Here is a 17,358-nt window from a genome sequence, read left to right as displayed (position 1 = left end):
GGAAATTCATACAAATTGCTTTTGGGGGCGTACCCCGGTCACTTCTGACCGGAGTACTTTGCCTGGATTTCCTGCGCGACGTTCGACGGAACCGGCGCATAGTGGTCGAAGACCATCGAGTACTGGGCGCGACCCTGCGACATCGAGCGCAGGTTGTCCACGTACTTGAACATGTTCGCCAGCGGCACGTTGGCGGAGATCACGACGGCGACGCCGCGCGATTCCTGGCCCTGGATCTGGCCACGGCGGGAGTTCAGGTCACCGATGACGTCGCCGACATAGTCTTCCGGCGTCACGACTTCGACCTTCATCATCGGCTCCAGCAGCTGGGCGCCGGCTTCACGCGAGGCTTCACGGAAGCAGGCACGCGATGCGATTTCGAAGGCGAGGACCGAGGAGTCGACGTCGTGGAAGGCGCCGTCGATGAGCGTCGCCTTGACGCCGAGCATCGGGAAGCCTGCGAGCGGACCCGAGGACAGAACGCTTTCGATACCCTTCTGAACGCCCGGGATGTATTCCTTCGGAACAGCACCGCCGACGATCTTGGATTCGAAGAGGAAATCTTCGCCATCCGGGTTCGGTTCGAACACGAGCTTCACGCGGGCGAACTGACCGGTACCACCGGTCTGCTTCTTGTGCGTGTAGTCCTTTTCGGTCTTGCGCGTGATCGTCTCACGGTAAGCAACCTGCGGCGCGCCGACATTGGCTTCGACCTTGAACTCGCGACGCATGCGGTCGACGATGATGTCGAGGTGAAGTTCGCCCATGCCTGCGATGATCGTCTGGCCGGACTCTTCGTCGGTCTTGACGCGGAAGGACGGGTCTTCGGCAGCCAGACGGTTGAGCGCGAGGCCCATCTTTTCCTGGTCGTTCTTGGTCTTCGGCTCGATCGCGATCTGGATGACCGGCTCGGGGAATTCCATGCGCTCCAGGATAACCGGCTTCAGCGGATCGCAGAGCGTATCGCCCGTCGTCGTATCCTTGAGGCCAGCGAGAGCAACGATGTCGCCGGCAAAGGCTTCTTCGATGTCTTCACGCGAGTTGGAGTGCATCTGCAGCATACGGCCGACGCGCTCGCGCTTTTCCTTGACCGTGTTCATGACCGACGTGCCCTTTTCGAGCTTGCCGGAATAGATGCGGGCGAAGGTGAGCGAACCGACGAAGGGGTCGTTCATGATCTTGAACGCGAGCATGGAAAGCGGCTCGGCGTCATCGGCATGACGCTCGATTTCGGCTTCCGTCTTGACGTCGATGCCCTTGATCGCCGGGATGTCTGCCGGGGACGGCAGGTAGTCGACGACGGCGTCGAGCAGCGGCTGAACGCCCTTGTTCTTGAACGCCGTACCGCAGAACATCGGGTGGAACTTCACGTCGATGGTGCCGCGGCGAACGAGCGCACGGATCTGATCGTTGTCCGGGTAGTTGCCTTCGAGATAGGCTTCCATCGCGGCTTCGTCGATCTCGACGACGGTCTCGATGAGCTTCTCGCGGTATTCCTCGGCCTTGGCCTTCATGTCTTCCGGGATCTCGACGACGTCCCACTGGGCGCCGAGCGATTCGTCGCGCCAGACGAGAGCGTTCATCTCGACGAGGTCGATGACGCCCTTGAAGTCGCTTTCAGCTCCGATCGGCAGCTGCATGACGACTGCGGTCGCACCGAGACGCGACTTGATCATGGACACCGAGCGGTAGAAGTCCGCGCCGGTCTTGTCCATCTTGTTGCAGAAGATCATGCGCGGAACGTTGTACTTCTCAGCCTGACGCCAGACGGTTTCCGTCTGCGGCTCTACGCCGGCGTTGGCATCGAGAAGGGCGATCGCACCGTCGAGTACGCGCAGCGAACGCTCGACTTCGATGGTGAAGTCGACGTGGCCGGGGGTGTCGATGATGTTGAAGCGGCGGGTCTTGCCGTCACGGCCCTTCCAGAAGGTCGTGGTGGCAGCCGACGTGATCGTGATGCCGCGTTCCTGTTCCTGCTCCATCCAGTCCATCGTGGCGGCGCCGTCATGGACTTCGCCGATCTTGTGGGACTTGCCGGTGTAGTAGAGGATGCGTTCGGTCGTCGTCGTCTTGCCGGCGTCGATATGCGCCATGATACCGAAATTACGGTAGTCTTCGATTTTGTATTCGCGAGCCATTTCGGACTCCTTTCGAGACGTTAGTTTCGGTTACCAGCGGTAGTGCGAGAATGCACGGTTGGCGTCAGCCATCTTGTGCGTGTCTTCGCGCTTCTTCACTGCACTGCCGCGATTGTTCGCTGCGTCCATGAGTTCGCCGGAAAGGCGCTCGACCATGGTCGTTTCGTTACGCTTGCGGGCAGCTGCGATCAGCCAACGGATTGCGAGAGCCTGACGGCGCTCCGGGCGAACGTCGACCGGAACCTGGTAGGTCGCACCACCGACGCGACGCGAACGCACTTCGACGTGCGGAGCGACGTTGTCGAGAGCCGAATGGAAAACACCGAGCGGATCGGCCTTTGCCTTGCCCTGAACGACATCGAAGGCGCCGTAAACGATCGTTTCGGCGACGGACTTCTTGCCGTCCAGCATGATGGCGTTCATGAACTTGGTGACAACGAGGTCGCCGAACTTCGGGTCCGGGTTGATCTCGCGCTTTTCTGCTCTATGGCGACGGGACATACTTTTTGTCTCTCAATCTTGAATGATCTGGCCAGCGAAATGGCGCTGGTTACTGTATTACTTCGGACGCTTCGCGCCGTACTTGGAACGACGCTGCTTGCGGTTCTTGACGCCCTGGGTGTCGAGAACGCCGCGGATGATGTGGTAACGCACGCCCGGCAAGTCCTTCACGCGGCCGCCACGGATCATGACGACAGAGTGTTCCTGCAGGTTGTGACCTTCGCCCGGGATGTAACCGATGACTTCGAAGCCATTGGTCAGGCGGATCTTGGCGACCTTACGCAGAGCCGAGTTCGGCTTCTTCGGGGTCGTCGTGTAGACGCGGGTGCAAACGCCGCGCTTCTGGGGGTTTTCCTGCAGGGCAGGAACCTTGTTGCGCTTAACCGACGCCTGGCGCGGCTTGCGGATCAACTGGTTTACGGTAGGCATAGACCCATCCCTTATCGTGTCTCATTACCCTTGCGGGCGATAGGTGGCCACACGCGTGTTCATGCGCAATAAAAGGCCGATCCGCCTGAGCGGATGACCTTTGATAGGCAGAGGACGCGATACAACCGCGTCATGCGTGCAGCATTCATGTTCTCAACGTGCGTCGAGCCCTGTTTGAGGCGAACTTCAGAACGAGTCATTCCGAACCAGCCAGCCTCACATAGGCTCTGATGGCGTGCGGTCTACTGACTTAAGGGCAAAAGGTCAAGGGGCGAGGCGAAAGAATCCCGGTGCGGAATGGCTGGCCTGCCTGAAAAGCGGGGCTTTCGGCGGCCTCCCCTGCCCCTTTCGGGATGCATCCGGGCTCACCAGCCATCGCTGGAGAACATTAAGGAAGCGTAAAGATGGAATCAACCCTGAGAGTCGGTGCGTGAGCGGGTACATCCAACAGAATCGGGAATCACCTTTTGCTGCACCCGCCCATTTTGCATTTGGGCCTTGCCGCCCTACCCTTTATAGAACCGGCATCACAGACCCGAAAGGAGCCCGCCATGGCGGCCAATGCCGATAACGACAACAACACGCTCGACGATCCGATGGTCTTCATCATCATCGGCAAGGCCTATGAGCGCGAGGGCGACGAGGGCATCGACATCCATGTCATGCTGCGTGCGCCAGACGACGACACCGCCGTGCGCGAGGCGCTGAACGCGCTTTCCGAAGAGGGTTTCCTCGAAGCCGACCTCGACCAGATCGGTACGCTGACCGGCGTGCCGGAGGACGAGCCGCATGCCTCCGCCTACAAGGGTGCCCTGGAGGGCGAGGTGGCGATCATCCGGTTCGCCTGATGACCGCCCTCTCCGTTACTTGATTTCGCCGCTCGGCAGAGGCGTATCATCCGTCTCTGCCGGCAGCACCGGATAGACCACGTCGGGCATCCGGCCTTCCAGTGTGCCGAGGAAGGCGACAATCCGGTCCACGTCGGTATCCGCAAGATCCTCGCCGAGCTGCGAGGTGCCCATGATCGCAACCGCCTGCTTCAGGTTCCACACCTTGCCCGAATGGAAGTACGGCGCCGTCAGCGTGACGTTGCGCAGCGGCGCAGCGCGGAAGACGTAGGAATCGTCCGCCGTCGCCGTCACGGCAAAGCGGCCCTTGTCGTTCTCCGGCAGAACCTCGGCCCCCGGCTTCTCGATAAGGCCGAACGGATAGTAGCCGTTGCCGCCAAGATTGACGCCGCTGTGGCACGAAGCGCAGCCCTTGTCGATGAAGAGCGCCAGCCCCGCCTGCTCTTCCGCCGTCAGCGCCCCCTCGTCGCCGTTGAGATAGGCGTCGAAGGGCGCCGGCGTGATCAGGGTCGCCTCGAAGGCCTCGATCGCCTTCGCCATGTTGTCGAACGTCACCGGATCAGCCTCGTCTGGAAATGCCGCCGTGAACCATTCGACATAGTTCGGCATCGATTTCAGCGTCGCGACGACCTGGTTCGGCGTGTTCGCCATTTCGACGCCCGCCTGGATCGGCCCCTTGGCCTGCGCCTTGAGGTCTTCCGCGCGACCATCCCAGAACTGCGCATCGTTGAAGACGGCATTCAGGGCCGTCGGCGAGTTGCGCGGCCCCTTTTGCCAACCATGGCCGATCGAGGTTTCAAGATTGTCATCGCCCCCGGTCGCCAGATTGTGACAAGAATTGCAGGAGAAGACGCCCGAGGCCGACAGGCGCGGATCGAAGAACAGCGCCTTGCCGAGATCAATCTTCTCCGGCGTGATGGGGTTGTCGCTGACCGCAGGATAGGTGGACGGCAAGGGCTTGAAGATATCGAGCGCCGTCGCGCGCAGATCGGCAGGAACGGGATCGGCGGCTAGAGCCGCAGTCGCAAGGAGCGATAGGGCGACCGTCGCCAGCAGAATTTTCATGGCTACCTCCATTCGTTGGGACACGAATGGACTTTAGAACCGCTCCAATCTGGCCAGTTGCGCCAGATCAAGCCGCCCCGCCCTGTCCTTGCGCATAAACAAAAAGCCGCCCGAAATAATCCGGGCGGCTTTTTCATTCGTCAAAATGTAGGCGATTACTCGGCCGCCGCATTCTCGCCGCCGGCGAGGTCCGCCAGCATCGGGGTTGCAACGCCGGCGCCGGTCGACTTGCGGCGCTCGTCGAGGATCATCTCGTCGCGGGCCGTCGCGATGCGGCGGATCTGGGTCATGGTGCCGCCCGTGCCGGCCGGGATGAGGCGGCCGACGATGACGTTTTCCTTGAGACCCTGCAGGCCGTCAGTCTTGCCGGCGATCGCAGCCTCCGTGAGAACCTTGGTGGTCTCCTGGAAGGACGCGGCCGAGATGAACGACGGGGTCTGCAGCGATGCCTTGGTGATGCCGAGGAGGACCGGATCGCCGTATGCCGGCTTCTTGCCTTCCTCGATCAGGCTGTCGTTGACGTCTTCCAGCTCGATACGGTCGACATTGTCGCCGACGATGTAGGTCGAGTCGCCGGCATCCGTGATCTCGACCTTCTGCAGCATCTGGCGAACGATCACCTCGATGTGCTTGTCGTTGATCACAACGCCCTGCAGTCGGTAGACTTCCTGGATTTCGTTCACGAGGTAGGAAGCGAGTGCTTCCACGCCCTTGATCGCCAGGATGTCGTGCGGCGCCGGGTTGCCGTCGAGGATGTAGTCACCCTTTTCGATGTAGTCGCCGTCCTGAAGGTGGAAGGGCTTGCCCTTCGGGATCAGGTACTCGACCGGCTCGACACCGTCTTCCGCCGGCTCGATCATCACGCGACGCTTGTTCTTGTAGTCGCGGCCAAAGCGAACCGTGCCATCGATCTCTGCGATGACGGCGTGGTCCTTCGGACGGCGGGCTTCGAACAGTTCGGCAACGCGCGGCAGACCACCGGTGATGTCCTTGGTCTTGGCGCTTTCCAGCGGCGAGCGGGCAAGAACGTCACCCTGGGAGACCTTCTGACCGGGTTCGACCGAGAGGATCGCGTCGACCGAGAGCATGAAGCGAGCTTCACCACCGCGGGACAGCTTGGCGACAGCACCGTTCTTGTCCTTGATGACGATGGCCGGCTTCAGATCCGTACCGCGCGGCGTCGAACGCCAGTCGATGACCGAACGCTTGGTGATGCCGGTGGATTCGTCGGTCGTTTCCAGAACCGAGATACCGTCGACCACGTCTTCGAAGTGAACCGTACCTTCCACTTCCGTCATCATCGGACGGGTGTAGGGGTCCCACTCGGCGAGACGCTGGCCGCGCTTCACCTTGTCGCCATCATCGACGAAGATCTTCGAACCGTAGGCGACGCGCTGCGAGGACCGTTCCACGCCGCGCTCGTCGAGAATGGTGACCGCCATGTTGCGGCCCATCGCGACGAGGTTACCGTCGGAGTTGCGCAGCATGTTGCGGTTCTTCATCTGCACCGTGCCTTCATACGATGCTTCCAGGAACGACTGGTCGACCACGGTCGCCGTGCCGCCAAGGTGGAAGGTACGCATGGTGAGCTGGGTGCCCGGCTCGCCGATCGACTGTGCCGCGATGACGCCCACGGCTTCGCCCATGTTGACGGGCGTGCCGCGTGCAAGGTCGCGACCGTAGCAGACGCCGCAGACCCCGGTCTGGATTTCGCAGGTCAGTGCCGAGCGGATGCGGATCGACTGGATACCGGCCTTCTCGATCTCGACGACGTCGGGCTCGAGGATCATCTTGCCGGCATCGACAATGCGCGCGCCGGTGACCGGATGGTCGATATCGTCGAGCGCGGTACGGCCGAGCACGCGGGTGCCGATCGACGCCACGACCTGACCGGCATCGACGATGGCGGTCATGGTGAGGCCGGTTTCGGTGCCGCAATCGACATGCGTGACGATGCAGTCCTGCGCGACGTCGACGAGACGACGGGTCAGGTAACCGGAGTTCGCGGTCTTCAGTGCGGTGTCTGCCAGACCCTTGCGGGCGCCGTGCGTCGAGTTGAAGTACTCGTTCACGGTCAGGCCTTCCTTGAAGTTCGAGATGATCGGCGTTTCGATGATCTCGCCCGACGGCTTGGCCATGAGGCCGCGCATGCCGCCCAGCTGGCGCATCTGGTTCGGAGAACCACGGGCGCCCGAGTGGGACATCATGTAGATCGCGTTCATCGGCTTCTGGCGACCGGTTTCCGGGTCGAACTCGACGGCCTTGATTCGGGCCATCATGTCCTCGGCAACCTTTTCGGTGGCCTTGCCCCAGGCATCGACGACCTTGTTGTACTTTTCGCCCTGGGTGATCAGGCCGTCATTGTACTGCTGCTCGTATTCCTTGACGAGGTTTTCGGTATCACCGACGATCTTCGCCTTGGTTTCCGGAATGATCATGTCGTCCTTGCCGAACGAAATGCCGGCGCGGCAGGCATGGGCAAAGCCGAGCTGCATGATGCGGTCGCAGAAGATGACCGTGTCCTTCTGACCGCAGTGACGGTAGACCGTGTCGATCATCTTGGAGATGTTCTTCTTGGTCATTTCCTGGTTGCAGGTCTCGAACGGCACGTTGACGTTCTTCGGAAGAAGTTCGCCGATGATCATGCGGCCGGGCGTCGTCTCATAGATCTTCGAGACCAGCTTGCCGTCGGCATCCATGGTCTTGAAGCGGCCACGGATCTTGGCGTGCAGGGTGACGACCTTGTTCTCGAGCGCATGGTGCAGTTCGCCCATGTCGGAGAAGGCCATGCCTTCGCCCGGCTCGTTCTGGTTCATGATCGCCAGATAGTAGAGGCCGAGAACCATGTCCTGCGACGGAACGATGATCGGTGCGCCGTTCGCCGGATGCAGGATGTTGTTCGTCGACATCATCAGCACGCGTGCTTCCAGCTGGGCTTCCAGCGAAAGCGGAACGTGAACGGCCATCTGGTCGCCGTCGAAGTCGGCGTTGAAGGCCGTGCAGACGAGCGGGTGCAGCTGGATGGCCTTGCCTTCGACCAGGATCGGTTCGAAGGCCTGGATGCCCAGGCGGTGCAGCGTCGGTGCGCGGTTCAGGAGAACCGGATGTTCGCGGATGACCTCGTCGAGGATATCCCAGACCTCGGGCTTTTCCTTTTCAACCAGCTTCTTGGCCTGCTTGACGGTCGAGGAGAAACCCTTGGCGTCGAGGCGGGCGTAGATAAACGGCTTGAACAGTTCGAGCGCCATCTTCTTCGGCAGGCCGCACTGGTGCAGCTTGAGTTCCGGGCCCGTCACGATGACCGAACGGCCGGAATAGTCGACGCGCTTGCCGAGCAGGTTCTGGCGGAAGCGGCCCTGCTTGCCCTTGAGCATGTCGGACAGCGACTTCAGCGGACGCTTGTTGGCGCCGGTGATGACGCGGCCGCGGCGGCCGTTGTCGAACAGGGCGTCAACCGATTCCTGAAGCATGCGCTTCTCGTTACGGATGATGATGCCCGGTGCACGCAGCTCGATGAGGCGCTTCAGACGGTTGTTGCGGTTGATGACGCGGCGGTAGAGATCGTTGAGGTCCGACGTCGCGAAACGACCGCCGTCCAGCGGGACGAGCGGGCGCAGGTCCGGCGGGATCACCGGAACGACCTTCATGATCATCCATTCCGGGCGGTTGCCGGATTCCATGAAGTTCTCGACGATCTTCAGGCGCTTCATCAGCTTCTTCTGCTTCAGGTCCGACGTGGTGTCGGCCAGATCCTGACGCAGATCGCCGGCGATCTTTTCGAGGTTCATCGAGGCGAGCATCTCGTAGATGGCCTCGGCGCCGATCATCGCCGTGAACTGGTCTTCACCATATTCATCGACGGCGATCATGTATTCTTCTTCGGAAAGAAGCTGGTTTTCCTTGAGCGCGGTGAGGCCCGGCTCCGTCACGATGTAGTTCTCGAAATAGAGAACGCGCTCGACATCCTTCAGCGTCATGTCGAGGAGCGTCGCGATGCGCGACGGCAGCGACTTCAGGAACCAGATGTGGGCAACGGGCGCAGCGAGCTCAATATGGCCCATGCGCTCGCGGCGAACGCGCGACAGCGTGACTTCGACGCCGCACTTTTCGCAGATGATGCCCTTGTACTTCATGCGCTTGTACTTGCCGCACAGGCACTCGTAATCCTTGATCGGCCCGAAGATGCGCGCGCAGAAGAGACCGTCGCGTTCCGGCTTGAACGTGCGGTAGTTGATGGTTTCCGGCTTCTTGATCTCGCCGTACGACCACGACAGGATCTTTTCCGGCGACGCGATCGAGATACGGATGGAGTCGAACGTCTGCGCAGGCACCTGCGGGTTGAAAAGGTTCATGACCTCTTGGTTCATGCCTATCTCCTTCGTGGGCCAGTGGCCCTCTGCTTAGCAGTCAAATGCGGCGATACCCGGGTGCCGCACGACTGCCTGAAACGGATGAGCCGCCCCTCGCCTTCCGGCGGGAGCGGGAGCGGTGCGCGCCTTTCCGGCGCGCACCTTGTCAGGCTTATTCCGCCGCGTCGGGAAGCTGGCCAGCTTCCGCGTTCGGATCGACCTTGGAGTTCTCGAGTTCGACCGACAGGCCGAGCGAGCGCATTTCCTTGACGAGAACGTTGAAGCTCTCCGGGATGCCCGCCTCGAACGTGTCGTCGCCACGCACGATCGCCTCGTACACCTTGGTGCGGCCTGCCACGTCGTCCGACTTCACGGTCAGCATTTCCTGCAGCGTGTAGGCGGCGCCGTAGGCTTCGAGCGCCCAGACTTCCATTTCCCCGAAGCGCTGGCCGCCGAACTGCGCCTTGCCGCCCAGCGGCTGCTGGGTAACGAGCGAGTACGGACCGATCGAGCGCGCGTGGATCTTGTCGTCGACAAGGTGGTTCAGCTTGATCATGTACATGTAGCCGACCGTGACCTTGCGGTCGAAAGCCTCACCCGTACGGCCGTCGTAGAGAACCGACTGGCCCGAGGAATTGAGGCCTGCGCGTTCCAGCATGCTGGCAACGTCGGGCTCATGCGCACCGTCGAAGACCGGCGTTGCGATCGAGACGCCCTTGCGGGACTGCTCGGCCAGCTTGACCAGGGCTTCGTCGTTGAAGTGCGCGACTTCATCCTTGGCTTCGCTCTCATAGACTTCCGTCAGCTCGCGCTTCAGGTCGGAGATGTCCATGGTCTTGCGGTACTCGTCGAGCAGGTCGCCGATCTTCTTGCCCATGCCGGCGCAAGCCCAAGCAAGGTGGGTTTCGAGGATCTGGCCGACGTTCATGCGCGAGGGCACGCCCAGCGGGTTCAAGCAGATGTCGACATGCGTACCGTCTTCCAGGAACGGCATGTCCTCGATCGGCAGGATGCGCGAGACGACACCCTTGTTGCCGTGACGGCCGGCCATCTTGTCGCCCGGCTGGATCTTGCGCTTCACAGCGACGAAGACCTTGACCATCTTCATGACGCCCGGGGGCATTTCGTCGCCGCGCTGGACCTTTTCGACCTTGTCCATGAAGCGCTGTTCAAGGCGCGACTTGGATTCGTCGTACTGGCCACGGAGCGCTTCGATCTCGCCCTGGACCTTCTCGTCCTCGACGGCGAACATCCACCACTGCGAGCGGGGATATTCGGAGACGACGGCGTTCGACAGCTCGGTGCCCTTCTTGAAGGACTTCGGGCCGGCAACGGCGACGTGGCCGCGCAGCATGTCGACCAGACGGCCGTAGACGTTGCGGTCGAGGATCGCCTGCTCGTCGTCACGGTCCTTGGCGAGACGCTCGATCTCTTCGCGCTCGATCGCCATCGCACGTTCGTCCTTCTCCACGCCATGGCGGTTGAAGACGCGAACTTCGACGACCGTACCGAAGGTGCCGGGCGGCATGCGCATGGAGGTGTCGCGAACGTCGGAGGCCTTTTCACCGAAGATGGCGCGCAGGAGCTTTTCTTCCGGCGTCATCGGGCTTTCGCCCTTCGGGGTGATCTTGCCGACCAGGATGTCGCCCGGCTGAACCTCAGCACCGATATAGACGATACCGGCTTCGTCGAGGTTCTTCAGCGCTTCTTCCGAAACGTTCGGAATGTCGCGCGTGATTTCTTCCGGGCCGAGCTTCGTGTCGCGAGCCATGACTTCGAATTCCTCGATATGAATCGAGGTGAACACATCTTCAGAGACGATGCGTTCGGACATCAGGATCGAGTCTTCGTAGTTGTAGCCGTTCCACGGCATGAACGCGACGAGCGCGTTGCGGCCGAGCGCGAGGTCGCCGAGGTCGGTCGACGGACCGTCCGCGATGATGTCGCCCTTGTTCAGAACGTCGCCGACGGTGACCAGCGGGCGCTGGTTGACGCAGGTGTTCTGGTTGGAACGCTGGAACTTCTGCAGCCGGTAGATATCGACGCCCGACTTCGACGGATCGAGGTCTTCGGTGGCGCGGATAACGATACGGGTCGCGTCGACCTGGTCGACGACGCCGCCGCGGCGGGCCGCGATGGCAGCGCCCGAGTCACGGGCGACGACCGGCTCCATGCCGGTGCCGACGAACGGGGCTTCGGCACGCAGAAGCGGCACGGCCTGACGCTGCATGTTCGAACCCATGAGCGCGCGGTTCGCGTCGTCGTTCTCGAGGAACGGAATGAGCGCGGCCGCGACCGAAACGAGCTGCTTCGGCGAAACGTCCATCAGGTTGATCTGGTCGCGCGGGGCGAGCATGACTTCGCCGGCGTGGCGGCAGACGACGAACTCTTCAGCAAACGAGTTGTCGGCTTCGAGCACCGAGTTGGCCTGGGCAACGTGGTACTTCGCCTCTTCCATGGCGGAAAGGTAGACCACGTCGCTCGTGACCTTGCCGTCGACGATCTTGCGGTACGGGCTCTCGATGAAGCCGTACTTGTTGACGCGGGCGAAGGTGGCGAGCGAGTTGATCAGACCGATGTTCGGTCCCTCAGGCGTCTCGATCGGGCAGATACGGCCGTAGTGCGTCGGGTGAACGTCGCGGACTTCGAAGCCGGCGCGCTCGCGGGTCAGACCACCCGGGCCGAGAGCCGAAAGGCGGCGCTTGTGGGTGATTTCCGACAGCGGGTTCACCTGGTCCATGAACTGCGAGAGCTGCGAGGAACCGAAGAATTCACGAACCGCGGCAGCCGCCGGCTTCGCGTTGATCAGGTCCTGCGGCATGACCGTGTCGATCTCGATCGAGGACATGCGTTCCTTGATCGCGCGCTCCATGCGCAAGAGGCCGAGGCGGTACTGGTTTTCCATCAGCTCGCCGACCGAACGCACACGACGGTTGCCGAGGTTGTCGATGTCGTCGATCTCGCCCTTGCCGTCGCGCAGTTCGACCAGCATCTTCACGACGGCAAGGATATCGTCCTTGCGCAGCGTGCGCACCGTGTCGGCGACGTCGAGATCGAGGCGCATGTTCATCTTCACGCGGCCGACGGCGGAGAGGTCGTAACGCTCCGCATCGAAGAACAGCGTGTTGAACATGGCTTCGGCCGAATCCATGGTCGGCGGCTCGCCCGGACGCATGACGCGGTAGATGTCGAACAGCGCGTCCTGGCGGTTCTCGTTCTTGTCTGCGGCAAGCGTCGAGCGGATGTAGGCACCGACATTGATGTGGTCGATGTCGAGGACCGGGATCTCGTCGAAGCCGGCTGCCAGGATGATCGGCAGGGTCTTCTCGTCGATTTCGTCGCCGGCTTCGAGATAGATCTCACCCGTCGAATAGTTGACGACGTCTTCGGCGAGGTAGTTGCCGTAGAGCTCATCGTCGGTCGCCTTGAGGGCCTTCAGGCCCTTTTCGGACAGCTGCTTGAGGAGGCGCGGCGTCAGCTTCTTGCCGATCTCCACCACGACCTCGCCGGTGTCGGCGTCCACCATGTCCGAGACGGCCTTCTGGCCTTTCAGCGCGTCCGGATTGAAGGGTACGCGCCAGCCTTCGCCGTCGCGCTGGTAGAGCGACTTCGTGTAGAAGGTCGACAGGATCTCTTCGCCGTCCATGCCGAGCGCCATGAGGAGCGAGGTGACGGGGATCTTGCGGCGGCGGTCGATACGCGCATGCACGATATCCTTGGCGTCGAACTCGATGTCGAGCCAGGAACCGCGATAAGGAATGACGCGTGCTGCGAAGAGCAGCTTGCCCGACGAGTGGCTCTTGCCCTTGTCGTGGTCGAAGAACACGCCCGGCGAACGGTGCATCTGGGAGACGATGACGCGCTCGGTGCCGTTGACGATGAACGTGCCGTTGTCGGTCATGAGCGGCATGTCGCCCATGTAGACGTTCTGTTCCTTGATGTCCTTGATGGACTTCGCGCCCGTATCCTCGTCGATATCGAACACGATGAGGCGCAGCGTCACCTTGAGGGGCGCTGCATAGGTCAGGTCACGCTGGCGGCATTCCTCGACGTCGAACTTCGGCTGTTCGAATTCGTAGGAAACGAATTCCAGCATGGAAGCGCCGGAGAAGTCGGTGATCGGGAAGACCGACTTGAAAACGGTCTGAAGGCCCTCATCCGGGCGACCGCCGGCGGGCTCTTCAACCATCAGAAATTGGTCGTAGGATGCCTTCTGAACCTCGATGAGGTTCGGCATGACTGCGACTTCGGGGATTTTTCCAAAAAACTTGCGTACGCGCCTACGACCGTTAAACGAAAGGGTCTGAGCCATCGTCGCTCCTTCAAATTTGCATCCGGGCCTGCAACGGACGGGGTTCGCTGGCCAGTCGATCCCGTCGACCAATGGGTTGGTTCAATCTCGTCTCACTGCCGGTTGACGGGCCGGATTGCCAGTCGCTCGGTGGAAGACCATCCTCTTGAAGAACCCATTACCCAAAAGCCGGTTTTCGCGGCTTTTGGGTAATCAGTTCAGGGGAATCATCAATGGGAGAGGGTCGAAACCCTCTCCCATCGCATTCCGGTATTACTTGACGTCGACCTTGGCGCCGGCTTCCTCAAGCTTCTTCTTGAGGTCGGCAGCTTCGCCCTTGGAGACGGCTTCCTTGACCGGCTTCGGAGCGCCTTCGACGAGGTCCTTGGCTTCCTTGAGGCCCAGGCCGGTGATGGCGCGGACTTCCTTGATGACGTTGATCTTGTTGGCGCCAGCGTCAACCAGGATAACGTCGAATTCGGTCTTTTCTTCTTCGACCGGGCCAGCAGCAGCAGCGCCGCCAGCAGCAGCAACTGCTACGGGAGCAGCAGCCGAAACGCCCCACTTCTCTTCGAGCAGCTTGGAAAGCTCAGCAGCTTCCAGAACGGTCAGAGCAGAGAGGTCTTCAACGATCTTTGCGAGATCAGCCATTGTGATAGTTCCTTATATTCGGTTCGAACTGGTATTGTTTGATTACAGCGAAAAACCGCCTCAAGCGGCTTCGTCCTTCTTGGCGTAGGCTGCGAACACGCGGGCAAGCTGGCTTGCCGGTGCTGCAACGACCGTAGCGACGCGCGTGGCCGGGGCTGCAATGAGGCCCAGCAGCTTTGCACGAAGCTCGTCGAGCGAAGGCAGGGTCGCAAGCGACTTGACTGCTTCAGCGTCGAGCGTGGTCGCACCCATGGCGCCACCGAGAACAACGAGCTTGTCGTTGGTCTTGGCGAAATCCATGGCTACCTTGGGAGCAATCATCGGATCATTTGCATAAGCAATGAGCGTCTGACCCTGGAAGAGATCAGACATCCCTTCCGACTCCGTACCCTGAAGGGCAATTTTGGCCAGGCGGTTCTTCGCGACCTTGACGGTGCCACCGGCCGCACGCATCTTCGTACGAAGATCGTTCATCTGTGCGACGGTGATGCCGGCGTAGCGGGCCACGACAACCGAACCGGAAGCCTTGAAGACTTCGTTCAGCTCCGTGACGAATTCGCGTTTTTCCGCTCTTTCCACTGTGCCTATCTCCAGTTGACAGGACCGTGACTTCTCACGGGACCTGCCGGGTTTACCTTTGCCGCCAGGGATCCGCTTCAAAAGGGATCCCGAGCGACGCTCGAGGATCCTGTCCCCCCGCGCTCGACCGGATGGCCGCGACACAAGGTAAGGTAGGTTCGAACCGAATTTCGGCGTCATCCGACGCGGAAGAAATCCAGGTCTCACCCCGTCTCATGCAGGCTAAAGTGATTAAGGGATAACCACCTGCAATCTCGGACAGGAGTTCCGGGTTACCCCGGAAATCCCCGGCCAGACAAGGCCGGGAATTCTGTTGCGGTTCGGCCGGAGCCGAGCCGTGAATTAAACGCCTAGATCAGGCAACCGTCGACGGGTCGATCTTGACGCCCGGGCCCATCGTCGAAGAGATGGCGACGCGCTTGACGTAGTTGCCCTTGGCGCCCGTCGGCTTGGCCTTGATGACCGCGTCGGCGAAAGCCTTGATGTTTTCTTCAAGAGCCTTGGCGTCGAAGGAGGCCTTGCCGATACCGGCATGGATGATACCAGCCTTCTCGACGCGGAACTCGACTGCACCGCCCTTGGATGCCTTGACGGCGCCTGCAACGTCCATGGTGACGGTGCCGACCTTCGGGTTCGGCATCATGCCGCGCGGGCCGAGAACCTTACCGAGGCGGCCGACGAGCGGCATCATGTCCGGGGTCGCGATGCAGCGATCGAATTCGATCTTGCCGCCCTGAACGATTTCGACGAGGTCTTCGGCGCCGACGATGTCTGCACCGGCAGCCTTGGCTTCGTCAGCCTTGGCGCCACGTGCGAAGACGGCGACGCGAACGTCACGGCCCGTGCCGTTCGGCAGGTTGACCACGCCGCGGACCATCTGGTCTGCGTGACGCGGGTCGACGCCGAGGTTCATGGCGACTTCGATGGTTTCGTCGAACTTGGCGACGGCACGCTCCTTGACGAGAGCGATGGCGTCGGAGAGGGCGACGAGCTTGGTCGGGTCGATGCCTTCACGGATCTTCTGGAGACGCTTTGCAATCTTGGCCATGGTCTTAACCTACCACTTCCAGGCCCATGGCGCGGGCAGAACCCTCGACCATTGCCATCGCGCCTTCGATATCGGCGGCGTTGAGATCCTTCATCTTGGCTTCGGCGATCGACTTGATCTGAGCCTTGGTGAGCTTGCCGACCGTCGCGCCCTTGCCCGGGGTCTTCGAGCCCGAGGTGATCTTGGCTTCCTTCTTGAGGAAGTAGGTCACCGGCGGCTGCTTCATCACGAACGTGAAGGACTTGTCCTGGTAATAGGTGATGACGACCGGGATCGGCATACCCTTTTCCATTTCCTGCGTCGCTGCGTTGAACGACTTGCAGAATTCCATGATGTTAATGCCACGCTGACCAAGCGCCGGGCCGATCGGCGGGGACGGGTTTGCCGATCCTGCCTTGACCTGAAGCTTGAGCTGGCCTGCAACTTTCTTAGCCATTTTCTCTGCCTTTCAGAATGCGGCCGGTTGCCCGGCCCGTGATGCCAATCGCAAGATCGGCGGCTGCGGTTGCGTGGTGCGGTCCGGGCGCCCGGCTAAAGGCCACCTTCCCTTCCACGCGGTTGGCGGAAACTTCCGCCACCAATCCTCGTGAGAGGATTGGATTTCAAACGGGCGGCGCCCGGAAGCGCCCGCCAAAATCAGATTTTCTCGACCTGGGCGTATTCCAGCTCGACCGGGGTGGCGCGGCCGAAGATCGACACTTCCACCTTGAGGCGCGACCGCTCCTCGTCGACATCCTGCACGGTGCCGTTGAACGAGGCGAACGGGCCGTCGGAAACGCGGACCTGCTCGCCGATCTCGAACGAGACAGAAGGCTTGGGACGATCCACACCGTCCTGGACCTGCGACAGGATGCGCTCGGCCTCACTGTCCGGGATCGGAACCGGCTTGTTGTCGGAACCGAGGAAACCCGTGACCTTCGGCGTATTCTTGATGAGGTGATACGCTTCGTCCGTCAGGTTCGCCCGCACCAGTACATAGCCAGGGAAGAACTTGCGTTCGGCATCGACCTTGCGGCCGCGGCGCACCTCAACGACCTTTTCGGTCGGAACGAGAATCTTTTCGAACAGATGATCAAGGCCCTTCTGACGCGCCTTGTTCTCGATGTCCTCAGCGACCTTCTTCTCGAAATTCGAATAGGCGTGGACGATGTACCAACGGGAAGCCATGTTCATCTCCAACCAATCAGGCGCTGGCGCTGAGGACGAGGCCAATCAGCCAGCCCATCAGCTGGTCCGCAGCGAAGAAGAACACTGCAGCCAGGAAGACCATGACAAAAACCATGACGGTCGAGATCATCGTCTCGCGCCGCGAGGGCCAAGTCACTTTCGCCGTCTCGGAGCGTACCTGCTGCAGAAACGCAATCGGATTCGTTTTCGATGCCATTGAATGTCCACGCCATTACGGCACGTAAAGCTGAACTATCAGCCCCACGCACCGCGTGTCTGTTTTGCCCTACAT

Annotated in this window: 13 protein-coding genes; 1 reads left to right on the top strand and 12 read right to left on the bottom strand. The window is 61.2% G+C overall.

Annotation, left to right across the window (positions count from 1 at the left end; all coding sequences use genetic code 11):
• Positions 1–38 precede the first annotated feature (38 nt).
• From fusA to rpsL, 3 genes are read right to left on the bottom strand one after another with little or no spacing between them, the layout of a single operon-like run.
• Positions 39–2,138, bottom strand: coding sequence for an elongation factor G (fusA, locus tag K0P03_RS06880; RefSeq protein ID WP_050743079.1), 2,100 nt, complete (start codon positions 2,136–2,138; stop codon positions 39–41).
• Between the two features lie 30 nt (positions 2,139–2,168).
• Complete coding sequence (gene rpsG, locus K0P03_RS06875; protein ID WP_023516514.1) at positions 2,169–2,639, bottom strand: 30S ribosomal protein S7; 471 nt, start codon at positions 2,637–2,639, stop codon at positions 2,169–2,171.
• 57 nt (positions 2,640–2,696) lie between these two features.
• Complete coding sequence (rpsL, locus tag K0P03_RS06870; protein ID WP_022719193.1) at positions 2,697–3,068, bottom strand: 30S ribosomal protein S12; 372 nt, start codon at positions 3,066–3,068, stop codon at positions 2,697–2,699.
• Between the two features lie 551 nt (positions 3,069–3,619).
• Here rpsL and K0P03_RS06865 point away from each other — a divergent pair.
• Complete coding sequence (locus K0P03_RS06865; protein ID WP_023514254.1) at positions 3,620–3,916, top strand: hypothetical protein; 297 nt, start codon at positions 3,620–3,622, stop codon at positions 3,914–3,916.
• Between the two features lie 15 nt (positions 3,917–3,931).
• Here the strand turns inward: K0P03_RS06865 and K0P03_RS06860 are convergent, their stop codons facing one another.
• The 9 genes from K0P03_RS06860 to secE form a co-directional block, all read right to left on the bottom strand.
• On the bottom strand, positions 3,932–4,981 hold the full coding sequence (locus K0P03_RS06860) for a cytochrome-c peroxidase (RefSeq protein ID WP_272789199.1): 1,050 nt from the start codon (positions 4,979–4,981) through the stop codon (positions 3,932–3,934).
• Between the two features lie 155 nt (positions 4,982–5,136).
• Positions 5,137–9,348, bottom strand: coding sequence for a DNA-directed RNA polymerase subunit beta' (gene rpoC / locus K0P03_RS06855; RefSeq protein WP_050743077.1), 4,212 nt, complete (start codon positions 9,346–9,348; stop codon positions 5,137–5,139).
• A 154-nt stretch (positions 9,349–9,502) separates the two neighbouring features.
• Positions 9,503–13,642 (bottom strand): DNA-directed RNA polymerase subunit beta, encoded by a 4,140-nt coding sequence (rpoB, locus tag K0P03_RS06850; RefSeq protein WP_024270436.1) that lies wholly within the window; start codon positions 13,640–13,642, stop codon positions 9,503–9,505.
• Positions 13,643–13,894: 252 nt separating this feature from the next.
• Entirely contained in the window at positions 13,895–14,272 is a 378-nt protein-coding gene (rplL, locus tag K0P03_RS06845) for a 50S ribosomal protein L7/L12 (protein ID WP_023515199.1), read from the bottom strand.
• 60 nt (positions 14,273–14,332) lie between these two features.
• Complete coding sequence (gene rplJ / locus K0P03_RS06840; protein ID WP_024270435.1) at positions 14,333–14,851, bottom strand: 50S ribosomal protein L10; 519 nt, start codon at positions 14,849–14,851, stop codon at positions 14,333–14,335.
• Positions 14,852–15,206: 355 nt separating this feature from the next.
• Positions 15,207–15,899: a 50S ribosomal protein L1 gene (rplA, locus tag K0P03_RS06835; RefSeq protein ID WP_023517312.1), complete on the bottom strand. Its 693-nt coding sequence runs from the start codon at positions 15,897–15,899 to the stop codon at positions 15,207–15,209.
• A gap of 4 nt (positions 15,900–15,903) precedes the next feature.
• The gene (rplK, locus tag K0P03_RS06830; protein ID WP_023517311.1) at positions 15,904–16,335 is read right to left on the bottom strand and encodes a 50S ribosomal protein L11; all 432 of its coding nucleotides are present in this window, start codon (positions 16,333–16,335) and stop codon (positions 15,904–15,906) included.
• Between the two features lie 200 nt (positions 16,336–16,535).
• On the bottom strand, positions 16,536–17,066 hold the full coding sequence (gene nusG, locus K0P03_RS06825; RefSeq protein WP_023517310.1) for a transcription termination/antitermination protein NusG: 531 nt from the start codon (positions 17,064–17,066) through the stop codon (positions 16,536–16,538).
• A 16-nt stretch (positions 17,067–17,082) separates the two neighbouring features.
• The gene (gene secE / locus K0P03_RS06820) at positions 17,083–17,283 is read right to left on the bottom strand and encodes a preprotein translocase subunit SecE (RefSeq protein WP_024270434.1); all 201 of its coding nucleotides are present in this window, start codon (positions 17,281–17,283) and stop codon (positions 17,083–17,085) included.
• Positions 17,284–17,358 lie beyond the last annotated feature (75 nt).

The sequence above is a fragment of the Shinella sp. HY16 genome (assembly GCF_028534175.1).
GTDB lineage: Bacteria > Pseudomonadota > Alphaproteobacteria > Rhizobiales > Rhizobiaceae > Shinella.
This window is presented reverse-complemented; position numbering and strand designations above follow the sequence as displayed.

Coding starts and splice junctions, on each gene's coding strand:
- fusA (WP_050743079.1), bottom strand. CDS start 2,138: ATGGCTCGCGAATACAAAATCGAAGACTACCGTAATTTCGGTATCATG.
- rpsG (WP_023516514.1), bottom strand. CDS start 2,639: ATGTCCCGTCGCCATAGAGCAGAAAAGCGCGAGATCAACCCGGACCCG.
- rpsL (WP_022719193.1), bottom strand. CDS start 3,068: ATGCCTACCGTAAACCAGTTGATCCGCAAGCCGCGCCAGGCGTCGGTT.
- K0P03_RS06865 (WP_023514254.1), top strand. CDS start 3,620: ATGGCGGCCAATGCCGATAACGACAACAACACGCTCGACGATCCGATG.
- K0P03_RS06860 (WP_272789199.1), bottom strand. CDS start 4,981: ATGAAAATTCTGCTGGCGACGGTCGCCCTATCGCTCCTTGCGACTGCG.
- rpoC (WP_050743077.1), bottom strand. CDS start 9,348: ATGAACCAAGAGGTCATGAACCTTTTCAACCCGCAGGTGCCTGCGCAG.
- rpoB (WP_024270436.1), bottom strand. CDS start 13,642: ATGGCTCAGACCCTTTCGTTTAACGGTCGTAGGCGCGTACGCAAGTTT.
- rplL (WP_023515199.1), bottom strand. CDS start 14,272: ATGGCTGATCTCGCAAAGATCGTTGAAGACCTCTCTGCTCTGACCGTT.
- rplA (WP_023517312.1), bottom strand. CDS start 15,899: ATGGCCAAGATTGCAAAGCGTCTCCAGAAGATCCGTGAAGGCATCGAC.
- rplK (WP_023517311.1), bottom strand. CDS start 16,335: ATGGCTAAGAAAGTTGCAGGCCAGCTCAAGCTTCAGGTCAAGGCAGGA.
- nusG (WP_023517310.1), bottom strand. CDS start 17,066: ATGGCTTCCCGTTGGTACATCGTCCACGCCTATTCGAATTTCGAGAAG.
- secE (WP_024270434.1), bottom strand. CDS start 17,283: ATGGCATCGAAAACGAATCCGATTGCGTTTCTGCAGCAGGTACGCTCC.